Source organism: Methylobacterium gregans (genome assembly GCF_022179245.1).
GTDB classification, from domain to species: Bacteria; Pseudomonadota; Alphaproteobacteria; order Rhizobiales; family Beijerinckiaceae; genus Methylobacterium; species Methylobacterium gregans.
Window position 1 is genome coordinate 19,720 of record NZ_BPQM01000005.1, and the last position, 14,143, is coordinate 33,862.

General features: G+C 71.0%; 14 protein-coding genes. 13 read left to right on the top strand and 1 reads right to left on the bottom strand.

Annotation, left to right across the window (positions count from 1 at the left end; translation table 11 throughout):
• Positions 1-398: 398 nt before the first annotated feature.
• From MFF54_RS01345 to MFF54_RS01385, 9 genes are read left to right on the top strand one after another with little or no spacing between them, the layout of a single operon-like run.
• On the top strand, positions 399-1,427 hold the full coding sequence (locus tag MFF54_RS01345; RefSeq protein ID WP_238300678.1) for an ABC transporter substrate-binding protein: 1,029 nt from the start codon (positions 399-401) through the stop codon (positions 1,425-1,427).
• Positions 1,424-2,179, top strand: a complete 756-nt coding sequence (locus MFF54_RS01350) for a succinate dehydrogenase/fumarate reductase iron-sulfur subunit (RefSeq protein ID WP_238300679.1) — start codon at positions 1,424-1,426, stop codon at positions 2,177-2,179. Before MFF54_RS01345 ends, MFF54_RS01350 begins: the two co-directional genes overlap by 4 nt.
• Entirely contained in the window at positions 2,176-2,505 is a 330-nt protein-coding gene (locus MFF54_RS01355; protein WP_238300680.1) for a succinate dehydrogenase/fumarate reductase transmembrane subunit, read from the top strand. Before MFF54_RS01350 ends, MFF54_RS01355 begins: the two co-directional genes overlap by 4 nt.
• A 52-nt stretch (positions 2,506-2,557) precedes the next feature.
• A complete protein-coding gene (locus tag MFF54_RS01360; RefSeq protein WP_238300681.1) occupies positions 2,558-2,923 on the top strand; it encodes a succinate dehydrogenase, cytochrome b556 subunit in 366 nt (121 codons plus the stop codon).
• A 23-nt stretch (positions 2,924-2,946) separates the two neighbouring features.
• Complete coding sequence (locus tag MFF54_RS01365; RefSeq protein WP_238300682.1) at positions 2,947-3,819, top strand: fumarate hydratase; 873 nt, start codon at positions 2,947-2,949, stop codon at positions 3,817-3,819.
• Positions 3,820-3,850: 31 nt separating this feature from the next.
• The gene (locus tag MFF54_RS01370; RefSeq protein ID WP_238300683.1) at positions 3,851-4,462 is read left to right on the top strand and encodes a fumarate hydratase C-terminal domain-containing protein; all 612 of its coding nucleotides are present in this window, start codon (positions 3,851-3,853) and stop codon (positions 4,460-4,462) included.
• Positions 4,459-6,192, top strand: a complete 1,734-nt coding sequence (locus MFF54_RS01375; protein ID WP_238300684.1) for an L-aspartate oxidase — start codon at positions 4,459-4,461, stop codon at positions 6,190-6,192. The genes MFF54_RS01370 and MFF54_RS01375 overlap by 4 nt, the downstream gene beginning before the upstream one ends.
• A gap of 11 nt (positions 6,193-6,203) precedes the next feature.
• A complete protein-coding gene (locus MFF54_RS01380; protein WP_238300685.1) occupies positions 6,204-7,826 on the top strand; it encodes a thiamine pyrophosphate-binding protein in 1,623 nt (540 codons plus the stop codon).
• Between the two features lie 45 nt (positions 7,827-7,871).
• A complete protein-coding gene (locus MFF54_RS01385) occupies positions 7,872-8,876 on the top strand; it encodes an ABC transporter substrate-binding protein (protein WP_238300687.1) in 1,005 nt (334 codons plus the stop codon).
• Positions 8,877-8,950: 74 nt separating this feature from the next.
• Here MFF54_RS01385 and MFF54_RS01390 read toward each other — a convergent pair whose 3' ends face one another.
• Complete coding sequence (locus tag MFF54_RS01390) at positions 8,951-9,694, bottom strand: sulfite exporter TauE/SafE family protein (RefSeq protein ID WP_238300689.1); 744 nt, start codon at positions 9,692-9,694, stop codon at positions 8,951-8,953.
• Between the two features lie 304 nt (positions 9,695-9,998).
• Between MFF54_RS01390 and MFF54_RS01395 the strand changes: the two genes are divergently transcribed.
• The 4 genes from MFF54_RS01395 (at position 9,999) to MFF54_RS01410 (ending at position 14,066) form a co-directional block, all read left to right on the top strand.
• A complete protein-coding gene (locus MFF54_RS01395) occupies positions 9,999-10,316 on the top strand; it encodes a UxaA family hydrolase (protein ID WP_238300691.1) in 318 nt (105 codons plus the stop codon).
• A 7-nt stretch (positions 10,317-10,323) separates the two neighbouring features.
• A complete protein-coding gene (locus tag MFF54_RS01400) occupies positions 10,324-11,604 on the top strand; it encodes a UxaA family hydrolase (protein ID WP_283206236.1) in 1,281 nt (426 codons plus the stop codon).
• Between the two features lie 137 nt (positions 11,605-11,741).
• Entirely contained in the window at positions 11,742-13,097 is a 1,356-nt protein-coding gene (locus tag MFF54_RS01405) for a cation:dicarboxylate symporter family transporter (RefSeq protein WP_238300692.1), read from the top strand.
• 12 nt (positions 13,098-13,109) lie between these two features.
• Positions 13,110-14,066, top strand: coding sequence for an NAD(P)-dependent oxidoreductase (locus tag MFF54_RS01410; RefSeq protein WP_238300694.1), 957 nt, complete (start codon positions 13,110-13,112; stop codon positions 14,064-14,066).
• Positions 14,067-14,143: the final 77 nt, after the last annotated feature.

The window sequence follows — 14,143 nt, forward strand, 5'->3', positions numbered from 1 at the left end:
CTGCGACCGGACTGTCTCGGTAGGTCGGGGCTGCCGCGCGGACGCGTCCTGGAGGTGGCACGGGCACCTGCGCGTCCTCCCTCCCCCTTTGCGGGGAAGGCAGTCAGTATCTGCTCTGCCGCACGAGAGCGCGGCGCGGTTCACGCCACTGGCTCCCGACCTGACGGGGCCAGCCTCGCCGCCGCACGCCCACGGCGCTCCCTGCGCCGGCACGCCCTGAAACGACGTCCCCGAGGTGGCAAAGCGACCCGCCGCCGCCAACGACCCCGGGCGCGCCTGTAGCCCAATCAAGTCATGTATATGACACATGAGTGTTGACACGCCCTGACCCCGGCGTATCCTCGAATTGACGCCGACGGGTCCAACAGATCGGCGCGCAGAACGGGTGAGGAATCGCCATGACGGCACGGAGCATCATCCGGCTCGTCGGCACGGTCGCGGCCCTGTGCGGAGCGCTCGGCGCCGCGCGGGCCGAGGTCTCGACCGTCCGGCTCGCCAAGCAGTTCGGCATCTCCTACCTGCCGCTGACGCTGATGGAGGAGGAGGGCCTGCTGGAGAAGCAGGCCAAGGCCCGCGGCCTCGACCTGAAGGCCGAGTGGCTGCGCTTCACCGGGGGCTCGGGGATGAACGAGGCCCTGCTCTCGGGGAACCTCGATCTGGCGGCCGGCGGCGTCGGTCCGTTCCTGACGATCTGGGGCCGCACACAGACGAACATCAAGGTGAAGGGCGTGGCGGCCCTGAACGCGATGCCGCTCTGGCTGGTCACGGTCAATCCGGACGTCAAGTCGATCAAGGATTTCGGCCCGAAGGACAAGATCGCGCTGCCGACGGCCAAGACCTCGATCCAGGCGATCACCCTGCAGATGGCCGCCGAGCAGGCCTTCGGCGCGGGCCAGCAGGGCAAGCTCGACCCGCTCACCGTCTCGATGGGCCATCCCGACGCGCAGACCGCGATGATGGGCGGGCGCTCCGAGATCACGGCGCATTTCGGCGCGCCGCCCTTCCAGGAGATGGAGCTGAAGGACCCGCGCGCCCGCAAGGTGCTCGACAGCTACGACGTCATGGGCGGGGCGCACACCTTCAACCTCGTCTGGGCCTCGAGCCGCTTCATCACGGCCAATCCCAAGGTGACGGAGGCCTTCCTGGCCGCGCTGGAGGACAGCCTGAGGCTGATCCGCGACGATCCGGAGCGGGCCGCCGCGCTCTGGATCAAGGCGGAGAGCTCGAAGCTCTCGCAAGGTGAGGCCGTGGCCATCATCCGCGCGCCGCAGAACGAGTGGACCACGGCGCCCAAGCGCATGCTGGACTACCTCGCCTACATGAACCGGGCCGGGCTGGTCTCGGCCAAGGCGAGCGCCGAGAGCGAGCTGTTCTTCCCCGTGCCCGAGGCTGCGAAGATCGGCGGCCCGAAGGAGGCCGCGCGGTGACGGCGCCCCTCGACCACGCCGCCGTGGCGGCGGGCGCGACCGAGGCGCTCCGGGTGCGCGTGCGCCGCGGCGACGGCGTGCAGGACTACGCGGTGCCGCGGCGCGCCAACCAGACGGTGCTCGACGTGGTCACGGAGATCCAGCGCGAACAGGACCCGACGCTCGCCTACCGCTTTGCCTGCCGGGTCGGCATGTGCGGGTCCTGCGGCATGACGGTGAACGGGCGCCCGCGCTGGACCTGCCGCACCCGGGTCGCCGCCGTGGCGCCGGAGGGGGAGCTGCTGCTGGAGCCGCTGCGCAACCTGCCGGTGGTGAAGGATCTGGCCGTCGACATGGAGCCCTTCTTCGAGAAGTGGCGCCGCGCCCACGGCTTCTTCGATCCGGGCGAGACCCCGCCGGACGACTTCGCGGCGGTGCCGCCGGACTCGCCCGAGCGGCAGGAGGTCGATGCCGGCATCGAGTGCATCAATTGCGGCGTCTGCTACGCGGCCTGCGATCTCGTCGCCTGGAACCCCGATTATCTGGGGCCCGCCGCGCTGAACCGGGCCTGGACCCTCGTCAACGACGTGCGCGACCGGGGGCAGGCGGCGCGGCTCGCGGCGGTAGCGGGCGATGCCGGCTGCCATTCCTGCCACAGCCACATGAGCTGCACCGAGCACTGCCCGAAGGCGCTGCAGCCCACCTTCGCCATCGCGGGGCTTAAGCGCGAGACCGGCAAGGCGGCGCTCCGCCGGCTCTGGAGGCGCGAATGAGCCCGCTCCTCTACCTCGCCCAGCGCGGCACCGCCGCGATCCTGGCGCTGACGGTGGCGGTCCATCTCGGCACCATCCTGTACGCGGTGCGGGGGGGGCTGACGGCCGGCGAGATCCTGGGGCGCACGCAGGGAAATCTCGGTTTCCTCATCTTCTACGCGGTCTTCGTGCTGGCGGCAGCGATCCACGCGCCGATCGGTTTGCGCTCCGTGCTGCGCGAGTGGACCGGCTGGCGCGGTCGCTCGCTGGACCTCGCGATGCTCGCCCTCTCGGCGCTGCTGGCCGGGCTGGGCCTGCGGGCCGCGCTGGCGGTGTATCTCGGATGAGCGCGCGATCGGCCTCCGCAACGCGCTCTGCAGGGCTCACGGGAGAATCGACATGAGAGCGTCCCTAAGCCCCGGCATCACCCACGCGGCCCACCGTCGGCCTGGCTTCGCCGCCGCGCTGATCCACCGGCTCTCCGGCATCGCGCTGGCGCTGTTCCTGCCGATGCACTTCATCGCGCTCGGCACCGCGCTCCAGGGCGCCGACCGGCTCGAGAGCTTCCTCGGCCTCACGCATAACGGCTTCGTGCGCGTGGCCGAGTGGGGCCTCGTCTGCGCGCTCGCCGTCCACATGGCGCTCGGCCTGCGCGTGCTGGCGATCGAGTGGCTGAGCTACCGCGAGCGCACGGCGATCGTCGTCTCCGGCTGCCTCGCCGGCGCCTTCGCGGTCGGCCTCCTCTTCCTCCTCAGCGGCGCCTGAAACCCCTCCCCCGGAGAACCACCATGGATCTCGACATCCGCGAATTCGAGGAGGTCTGCCGCGACCTCTACGTCCGGGCCCTGAAGATCCTGCCGCCCGACATCAAGGCGGGATTCTCGGATCTGCAGAAGAGCGAGACCAGCGCCACCGGCCGCGCCATCCTCGACACGATGGTGGAGAACGTCGCGGTGGCCGAGCGCACGAAGAACATCCTCTGCCAGGATACCGGCATCCCGATCTACAACATCCGCATCGGCCGCGACGTCGCCTTCGACGGGGTCGAACTGAAGGCCGCGATCCGGCGCGGCTGCGAGCGGGCCACGAAGGAGTTCTCGCTGCGCTCCTCGGTGGTCCATCCGATCACCCGCAAGAACGATCAGACCTCCTGCGGCATCCGCGTGCCGATCATCCACGTCGACTTCGACGAGGCGCCCGAGACGGTCGCGGTCGAGATGATCCCAAAGGGCTCGGGCTCCGAGAACGGCTCCTTCCTGCAGATGCTGCTGCCGTCCGACGGGATCGGGGCCGCCAAGCGCTTCGTGATCGACCGGGTGATCGAGCTCGGCGGCCGGGTCTGCCCGCCGACCATCGTCGGCGTAGGGCTGGGCGGCACCTCGGACCTCTGCATGCATCTGGCCAAGGTCGCGGCGACGCGGCCGCTGCGCTCGGTCTGCGCCGACCCGGAGGGCGCCCGGATCGAGGCGGAGCTGTCGCGGGCGGTCAACGAGCTCGGCATCGGCCCGCAGGGCCTCGGCGGGCGCTCGACGAGCTTCGCGGTGCATGTGGAGCTCGCCGCCACGCACATCACCCAGAACCCGGTCGCAGTGAACATCCAGTGCCACTCGGCCCGCCGCGCCCGCGCGACGATCACGCCGGGCGGCATCGCGTTCGCGTAGGTTCCGCCGCGCTTCGACAGAGGAGGCTCCCGTGGCCCACCACGTCCTCGACATGCCGGCCACCGAGGCCGAGATCCGGCGCTTGCGGATCGGCGACACCGTCACCCTGCGGCGCTGGCTGTTCGGCATCCGCGACGCCACCCTGATCCACATGTTCGACCGGGACCGGCGCACCCGGCTCGACCTCGCCGGGCACGCGGTGATCCACACCGCGCCCAACGTCCACCGGGTCGCCCCCTCCCCCGAGGCGCCGGTCGGCTACGCGCCCTTCTGCATCGGGACCACAACCTCGATGCGCATGGAGCGCTTCACCGACGCCCTGATGGCGCGGGAGGGCGTGCGCCTGATCGTCGGCAAGGGCGGCATGGGCCCGGCGACGCTCAACGCCTTCGCCGAGCGGGGAGGCGCCTACCTCGCCATCGTCGGCGGCGCGGCGGCGCTGGAGACCACCTGGATCGAGCGGATCGAGGATGTCGACATGGACGACCTCCACCCCGAGAGCCTGTGGCGCTTCGCGATCCGCGATTTCGGGCCGCTCCTCGTCGGCATGGATTCGCACGGCGGCTCGCTCTTCGCCGAGGTGCAGCGGGACGTGGCCGCCCGCCGCGACGCGGTGCTGGCCAGCCTGGAGGACGCCCGATGAACCCGACCCAGGTCGCGCAGGTCGAGACCGATATCCTGATCCTCGGCTCCGGCGGGGCCGGCCTGTTCGCGGCGCTTCACGCCAAGAAGACGGCGCCCGACCTCGCGGTCACGGTCGCCGTGAAGGGTCTGCTCGGCAAGTGCGGCTGCACCCGCATGGTGCAGGGCGGCTACAACGTGGCGCTGGCGCCGGGTGACTCGGTCGAGCGCCACTTCATGGACACGGTCGAGGGCGGCAAGTGGCTGAACGACCAGGCGCTGGCCTGGACGCTCGTCACCGAGGCGCAGGTGCGCATCCGCGAGTTGGAGACCGAGCTCGGCTGCTTCTTCGACCGCAACCCCGACGGCAGCGTTCACCAGAAGGCGTTCGCCGGCCAGACCTTCGACCGCACGGTGCACAAGGGGGATCTGACCGGCATCGAGATCATCAACCGGCTCTCCGAGCAGGTCTGGCGCCGCGACGTCGCCCGCCTGGAGGACCACCGGGCGCTGGAGCTGATCCCCGCCCGCGACGGCTCGGGGCTTAGCGGCGTCCTGATGCTCGACATGCGCACGGGCGAGCCGAAGCTCGTCCGGGCCAAGGCGGTGCTGCTCGCCACGGGCGGCGGGCCGACCATGTACAAGTACCACACGCCGTCGGGCGACAAGTCCTGCGACGGGCTCGCCATGGCTCTGCGCGCCGGGCTCCCCTTGCGCGACATGGAGATGGTGCAGTTCCACCCCACGGGGTTGCTCGCGGGCGCCGGCACCCGCATGACCGGCACGGTGCTGGAAGAGGGCCTGCGCGGGGCGGGCGGATGGCTCCTCGATTCGACCGGCGCGCGCTTCATGGAGGCCTACGACCCGCGGGGCGAGCGGGCGACGCGCGACATCGTCAGCCGCTCCATCATCCGGCGCATCCGGGACGGGTTCGCCACGCCGAGCGGGGGCGTCCACATCCAGATGAGCCATCTGGGCCCCGACGATGTGCGCCGCCGCTTCAAGGGCATGGTCGAGCGCTGCGCCGATTGCGGCTTCGACCTCGCGGGGGGCCGCGTCGAGGTGATCCCGACCGCCCACTACATGATGGGCGGGATCCAGTTCGCGGTGGACTGCAGCACGGCGCTGCCGCGCCTCTACGCGGCGGGCGAGGATACGGGGGGCGTCCACGGGGCGAACCGGCTCGGCGGCAACGGCGTGGCGAACTCGACGGTCTTCGGCGGGCTCGCCGGCCAGTCCATGGCCCGCGCAGTCGTCGGCGGCGGCAGCCTCACCGATCCCGATCCGGCAGCGATCGAGGCCGGGCTCGCCCGCGCCTTCGGGCCGCTCGGCCGGCCGGCGGGCGAGCTCCCGGCGATCCGCGAGGCGCTCTACGAGACGATGTGGAACGATGTCGGCATCCTGCGCGACGAGGTCGGCCTGACCCGCGCGCTCGCTGCCCTCGACGGGCTCGCCGAGGCCGTCGCACGGGCGGGCGCGCCGGACGGCGACCGCCGCTACGCGCTGACCTGGATGGACCGGCTGAACCTCGAGAACCTTGTGCTGGTCTCGCAGGCGATCGCCCGCGCAGCACTCGCCCGCACCGACAGCCGCGGGGCGCATTTCCGCGAGGACCATCCCGAGACCTCGGACCTCGCCACCTCCGCCTACACGGTGGTGCGGCGGCAGGGCGACGCCTTCGCGATCGCGATGCAGCCGGTCGCCTTCACGCATGTACGGCCGGGCGGCTCGCTTCTCGACACGGCAGCCTGAGGGAGGAGCGGATGGAGACCTTGCGCGGCGCCGACATCGTTGCCCGGACCCTGGAGGCGCTCGGCGTCACCCGGATCTTCACCCTGTCCGGCAACCACATCATGCCGGTCTTCGATGCGCTGCTCGAGACCGGCATCGCGGTCGTGCATGTCCGCCACGAAGCGGCCTGCGTCCACATGGCGGATGCCTGGGGCCGGCTCACCGGCGAGGTCGGCGTAGCGCTCGTCACCGGCGGCCAGGGCCACACCAACGGCGCGGCGGCCCTGTTCACCGCACTCGCCGCCGAATCGCCCGTGCTGCTGCTCTCGGGCCATGCGGGTGTCGCGGAATGCGGGCGCGGCGCCTTCCAGGAACTCGCGCAGGCCGAGATCGCCCGGCCGACCACGAAGGCCGCCTGGACCGCGAGCTCGGTCGCCGGCCTCGCGCCCGACCTCGCCCGCGCCTTCCGGATCGCCCGCGAGGGACGGCCCGGGCCGGTCCACGTCAGCCTGCCGGTCGATCTGCTGGAGCGGGCGGTCCCCGCCGCCACGGTGCGGATCCCCGACCCCGAGGCGGCCGCGCCCCGCGTGTCCGAGCCCGCGCCGGACCTCGTCGGCGATCTGCTCGGGGCGATCGCGTCGGCCGAGCGCCCGCTCCTCGTCTGCGGCCCGGCGCTCTGCGACGCCGCGGGCCGGGAGGCGATGGCCGATCTCGAGGAGCGGCTCGGCCTGCCGGTCGTCGGCATGGAGAGCCCGCGCGGCGTCAACGATCCGGCGCTCGGCGCCTTCGCCGAGATCTTGGTCCGCGCCGACCTCCTCGTGCTGCTCGCAAAACCCCTCGACTTCACCCTGCGCTTCGGCGACGCCCCGGCGGTGGCGCCTGCATGCCGCTTCGCCCTGGTCGATCCGGACCCGGCGCTCCTCGCCCGCGCCCCTGCCGAGCGGCTGGCGGTCTCGGGGCTTGCCGACCCGCGCCCGCTTCTCGCGGCGCTCGGCGCGCGGGGCGGCGCCCTCCCCCGCCACGCGGCGTGGCACCGGGAGGCGCGCGCCGCGATCGCCTACCGCCCGCCCGCTTGGGCGGATCTATGCGGCAGTGCGCGCCTGCACCCGGTCGAGCTCTGCGGGGCGGTCGATGCGTTTCTTGCCGGCCACCCGGACGCCACGCTGATCTGCGACGGGGGCGAGATCGGACAGTGGCCGCAGGCCCTTGTGCGGTCCGGCCGGCGCCTGATCAACGGCGTCTCGGGCACGATCGGTGCAGCGATTCCCTTCGCGATCGCCGCCGCCCTGCAGCGGCCCGGTGCCCCGGTCGTGGCGCTCATGGGCGACGGCACCTTCGGCTTCCACATGGCCGAGTTCGACACCGCCGTGCGCTACGGCGTCCCCTTCGTGGCGGTCGTCGGCAACGACGCCCGCTGGAACGCCGAGCACCAGATCCAGCTGCGCAGCTACGGACCGGAGCGGACGCGCCACTGCGACCTGCTTCCCACCCGCTACGACGCGGTGGTGCAGGCGCTCGGCGGCTTCGGCGCCTGTGTGACGGACGTGGCCGACCTGCCGGCCGCGCTGGAGGCGGCCCATGCCAGCAGCCTGCCCGCCTGCCTCAACGTGATGATCGAGAGCGTGCCGGCGCCGGTGATCCGCCGGCCGGGCTGACGACGGACGGTGGCGCCGCGCCGGCGCGCCTCGGGGAGGGTGACCATGCGTAGACGCGACGTTCTGGCGGGCGCGGCCTGTGTCGTCGGGGCGGGCCTGTCCCCGGCGCGCTCGGAGGTCGGCGCGGTGGCGATCGCCCGCCAGCCGAGCCTCGGCCACCTGCCCCTCATGCTGATGGAAGAGCAGGGCCTGCTCCAGAAGGCGGCGGCCGCCCGCGGCGTTGCAGGCCTCCAGGCGCGCTACCTCACCCTCGCGGGCGGGGCCGCGATGAACGACGCGCTGCTCTCCGGGCAGATCCAGTTCGCGGCCGGCGGCGTACCGCCCCTGGTGCTGCTCTGGTCGAAGACCGAGGGCACCGCGATGGCCGTGAAGGGCGTGGCGGCGATGAACAGCATGCCGCTCCTGATGAACACCAACAATCCCCGCGTGCGCGCGCTCAGGGACTTCACCGACCGGGACAAGATCGCGCTGCCCGCCGTGAAGGTTTCGGTCCAGGCGATGTTCCTGCAGATGGCGGCCGAGAAGGAGCTGGGCGCGGACCGCCGCAACGAACTGGACCGGCTGACCGTCACCCTCTCGCACCCGGACGGGATGGCGGCCCTGCTCGCCGGTAACGAGATCACCGCGCATTTCACCGCCGCGCCCATTCAGGAGCTCGAGCTGCGCCGGCCCGGGATCCGCACGGTGCTCAACAGCTTCGACGTGCTGGGCGAGCCCTCGACCTTCAACGTGGTCTGGGCCTCGGCGGCCTTCGCGGCGGCCAACCCGCAGGTCTGCGCGGCCTTCGCAGAGGCTCTGGACACGGCGCTCGCGGGCATCGAGGCCGACAAGGCGGAAGCGGCCCGCGCCTACGTGCGGCTCGCGCGCGATTCCAGCGATGTCGGGCTGATCACCGAGATCCTGAACGATCCGCAGGTGCGCTTCACCGCGACGCCCCGGGGAATCGGCAAGGTCACGGACTTCATGCACCGCACGGGAACGATCCGCCGCCGCCCGGAGAGCTGGCGCGACCTGTTTTTCTCGAGCGTGCACGGGCGGGACGGGAGTTGAGGCGGCTCGGGTGTTGGGGCCGAGCACGCTGTCTCCTCCACGGAGGAGCGAACGGGCGCCCGCCGGACCTCGGCTCACCCCAGCAAACCCGGCAGCGCGAGCGCCGTCGTCGTCAGCCCGATCGCGGCGAGCAGCGCCAGGACGATCGTGCGGAAGCGGCGCTGGTCGATCCGGGCGAACAGCGAGAGCCCCGCCAGAACGCTCACCAGCACAACCGGCAGCGCGAGCGCGAGGTCGCCGACGAGCTCGGGCGGCATCGGATCGAGCCAGAGCAGGATCGCCAGTGCCCAGACCTGCATGACCAGGGTGAAGCTCTGGTAGACCGCCCGCTGGGTGCGCGGCTCCCAGCCCCGCACGAGGCTCCAGGCAGTTGGCAGCGCGCCCGAGAGCCCGGCGATGCCGCCGAGCACGCCGCCCAGGAACCCGACCGCGCCGTCGCTCCAGGGATTGCCGAACGCCACCCGGTAATCGGCGCGCAGCAGCGCGACGATGCCGCTGTAGAGGATCAGGAAGGCGCCGATCGCCACCTTGATGAGCTGCGGATCGAGATCGTGCAGCAGGTGGATGCCGATCGGGGCGCCGACGAGGCCGGGCAGGATCATCGCGAACGCCGTGCCCCGCGGCGGCCAGGCCCGCAGGCGCAGGATGGAGATCACCTGGGAAACGGTGCTGCAGACCAGCACCAGCGCGGTCGCCTCCACGGGCGAGCGGATCGACAGCAGCGTGCCCGACGCGATCAGCGCGAAGGCGAAGCCCGTCAGGCCCGAGATCAGGCCCGCGCAGCCGATGCATAGGACGAGGAGAAGCGTCTCGTTCACCGGAGACGTCCCATCCGGCCGCTCGCCCGCACCGCCATCGCGTATCTCCCCATGTGCCGCACCGAGCCGCTCACCGTCTTTTGAATATATCTTATATAAGACTGCCGTTGGCACAAGATGGTGGCGTTCAGGCTTTCCCCAGCTGATCAGCGCCAAGTCTGACGAACCGCCTGATCGAGCGCGAGCCCGCGCTGTGCCCTGATCGGCGGCCCCAGCCGATTGAGCGTTGACGGCACCGAACTTATACGTCTTATATAAGACTAGTCGCCGCCAAGAAGCCGACGACAGCCAGCAGGAGGACCGCATGAGCAGCCACGCCGCATCCGGCGCGGGGCGCCGCAAGCCGCATCTTCTCGCCCACTCGCCGGACGACAACGTCGCCGTCGCGGTGATCGAGGGCCTCGCCGCCGATACCGCCGCCTTCGGGGTGATCACCGAGAACGACACGACCTTCGAGGTCCATGTCCGCCACGACATCCCGATCGGCCACAAGGTCGCCCTCGCCGACCTGAAGGCCGGCGATACGGCCATCAAGTACGGCCAGGACATCGGCAAGGTCATCAAGGACGTCGCCAAAGGCGAGCATGTCCACGTCCACAACGTCAAGACGAAGCGCTGGTGAGGTGATCATGTTCAAGGAAGCCGCTCAGCTCGAACACGAGATCGCCACCCCCTTCGTGGGCGGGGCCCCCGACCAGTTCGCCACCCAGGCGCTTCAGGCCAGGCGCGCCTCGGAGGATTACCGCGCCGCCACCTTCATGGGCTGGCGCCGCGAGAACGGCCGCGTCGGCGTGCGCAACCACGTCGTCCTGCTGCCGCTCGACGACCTCTCCAACGCCGCCTGCGAGGCGGTGGCCAACAACGTGAAGGGCACCATGGCGCTGCCCCACGCCTACGGCCGGCTCCAGTTCGGCGAGGATCTGGAGCTGCATTTCCGCACCCTCATCGGCATCGGCTCGAACCCGAACGTCGCCGCCGTGGTGGTGATCGGCATCGAGGACCAGTGGACGAACCGGGTGGTCGAGGGCATCGCCAAGACCGGCAAGCCGGTGATCGGCTTCGGCATCGAGGGCCACGGCGACATCGCCACGGTGGCCAAGGCCAGCTACCAGGCCAAGCGCTTCGTGCAGTGGGCGACCGAGCTTGCCCGCGAGGAATGCCCGATCTCGGACCTCTGGGTCTCGACGAAGTGCGGCGAGTCCGACACCACCACCGGGCTGGCCTCCTGCCCCACCGTCGGCAACATGTACGACAAGCTGATCCCGCACGGGATCTACGGCGTGTTCGGCGAGACCTCGGAGATCACCGGCGCGGAGCATCTCTGCCGGGAGCGGGCGGCGAGCCCGGAAATCTCCGACAAGTGGTACGCCATGTGGAAGGCCTACCAGGACGACGTGATCGAGGCCCACAAGACCGACGATCTCTCGGACTCGCAGCCGACCAAGGGCAATATCGCGGGCGGGCTGACCACGATCGAGGAGAAGGCGCTCGGCAACCTCGAGAAGATCGGCCACGAGTGCCGCTACATCGACGCTCTGCAGCCGGCCGAAGCCCCCGCCAAGGGTCCCGGCCTCTACTTCATGGACACCTCCTCGGCGGCTGCCGAGTGCGTGACCCTGATGGCGGCGGCGGGCTACGTGGTGCACACCTTCCCGACCGGCCAGGGCAACGTGATCGGCAATCCGATCGTGCCGGTGATCAAGATCACCGGCAATCCCCGCACCGTGCGCACCATGGGCGAGCACATCGACGTCGACGTGTCGGGCGTGCTCACGCGCGAGATGACGATCCCGCAGGCGGGCGATGCGCTGATCGACATGGTGGTGCGCACCGCCAACGGCCGTCTGACGGCGGCCGAGTCCCTCGGCCACCGCGAGTTCGTGATGACGAAGCTCTATCGCAGCGCCTGACGCGCCTGCCAGGGGGGTCCGGACCACGATAGGGTCCGGGCTCCCCGCCCCGACGCCACGGGGCCCGACACGCGAGGGGAAGCGCGACCGCGGGGACACATCGCGGCGGCTTCCGTCCCGTCACAGCGGAGGAACGCATGAGGTTGCTGCGGTCGATCTACGGTCAGGTCCTGCTCGGGATCGCGCTCGGCATCGTCGTCGGTGTGGTCGCCCCCGATTTCGCGGTCGGCTGCAAGATTCTCGGCGACATGTTCATCAACCTGATCAAGATGATCGTCGCCCCCGTGATCTTCTGCACCGTCGTGGTCGGCATCGCGCATGTCGGCGACATGAAGGCCGTCGGGCGGATGGGCCTGAAGACCATCGTGTATTTCGAGCTCGCCACCACGGTGGCGCTCGCGGCAGGGCTGATCTTCGTCAACGTGCTCCGCCCGGGCGACGGGGTGAACGCCACGGTGGAGAGCCTCGACGCGAAGCTCGTGGCGGGCATCGCCGGCAAGGCGCACGCGCAGTCGCCGATGGAGATCGTCGCCAACATCATCCCGCACAGCGCGGTCGACGCCTTCGCCAAGGGCGATCTGATCCAGGTGATGTTCTTCTCGGTCCTCGTCGGGATGGGGCTCGCCATGCTCGGCCGCAAGGGCGAGTTCCCCTTGCGCGTGGTCCACGCCTTCGGCGACGTGCTGATGAAGGTGGTGGGCATCATCATGCACTTCGCGCCCATCGGTGCCTTCGGCGCGATGGCCTTCACCATCGGCAAGTTCGGCCTCGGGATCCTCGCCCAGTACGGGATGCTGATCGTCTCGCTCTACCTAACCTTCATCGTCTTCATCGTCTGCTTCCTCGGCGGGGTGATGCGCTTCTACGTGGGCCTCAGCCTGTGGAAGCTGTTCCGCTACAGCCGCGAGGAGATGTTCATCCTGCTCGGCACCACCAGCTCGGAATCGGTGCTGCCGCGGATCATGGCCAAGCTGAACGGACTGGGCGTCGACAAGAGCGTCACCGGCCTCGTGATGCCGGCGGGCCTCTCCTTCAACATGGACGGCTCGTGCATCTACCTGACCATGGCGGTCGGCTTCATCGCCCAGGCGCTCAACATCCCGCTGACCTGGGAGCAGGAGCTCGGCATTCTGGCGATCGCGCTGGTCACCTCGAAGGGCGTGGCGGGGGTCGCGGGCGCCATCCTGTTCGTGCTGGCCGCGACCCTCCAGGCCTCGCAGCTCCTGCCAATCGCCGGCATCGCGCTGATCATCGGGGTGGACCGCATCCTGAACGAGCTGCGCTGCGTGACGAATGCGGTCGGCAACATGGTGGCGACCCTGGTGATCGCCCGCTGGGAGGGCAAGATCGACCTCGCCCACGCCCGCGCGGTGCTCGACGGCCGCATCACCCCGAACCTCGACACCCTGGACGACGAGAGCGAGGCTGCCGACCTGCCCGCGCAGGAGCCGGCGCTCCACCGTCCCCTGCCGGCCGCCGTGCCGGCGACCTGAGGAAGGACAGACATGCCCGACGGATCCCCCCCCAAGGTCGTGATCAGCGAGTTCATGGACGAGGCGGCGATCGCCGCCGAGCTCCAGGGTTTCGACACCCTCTACGATCCGGGCCTCGTCGACCGTCCCGAGGCGCTCGCCGCCGCGCTGAACGGTGCCGACGCGCTCATCGTGCGCAACCGGACGCAGGTGCGCGGCGCCCTGCTCGCCGCCGCGCAGGACCTCAAGGTGGTGGGCCGTCTCGGCGTCGGCCTCGACAACATCGACGTCGCGGCCTGCCGGGAGCGCGGCATCGCGGTCTATCCGGCGACCGGCGCCAATGACGGGGCGGTGGCCGAGTACGTGATCGGCACCGCGATGCTGCTGCTGCGCGGTGCCTACGGGGCCACAGCGGCGGTCGCGGCCGGCACCTGGCCGCGCAACGCCCTGATGGGCCGCGAGATCGCGGGCAAGCGGCTCGGTCTCGTCGGTTTCGGCGCCATCGCCCGCGAGACGGCCCGCCGCGCCGCCGCGCTCGGCATGACGATCGCCGCGCACGATCCCTTCGTCGCCGCCGACGACCCGGCTTGGCATCCAGGCTACGGAGCAATCGGGCGCAGCGACCTCGACGCCCTGTTCGCGCAAAGCGACGTGCTCTCGCTCCACGTGCCGCTCACCGACGAGACCCGCGGCCTCGTCGGTGCGGCCGCGATCGCCCGGATGCCGCAGGGCGCCGTGCTGATCAACGCGGCCCGCGGCGGCGTGGTGGACGAGGCGGCCGTCGCGGCCGCGCTCCGGTCCGGCCATCTCGGCGGCGCGGCCCTCGACGTGTTCGACCGCGAGCCCCTGGACGCCGGGGCCGGCGCGGTCTTCGTGGACGTGCCGAACCTCGTCCTGACGCCGCACATCGCGGGCGTGACGCAGGAATCGAACGTGCGCGTCTCGGCAGTGACCGCCCAGGCCGTGCGCCGCCACCTCACGGAGCAGTAGGGCGATGGCCACCCTCACCCTCACCGAGGCCGAGGCGCTTGCCGCGGAGGCGCTGACCCGCTGCGGGCGGCGGGCGC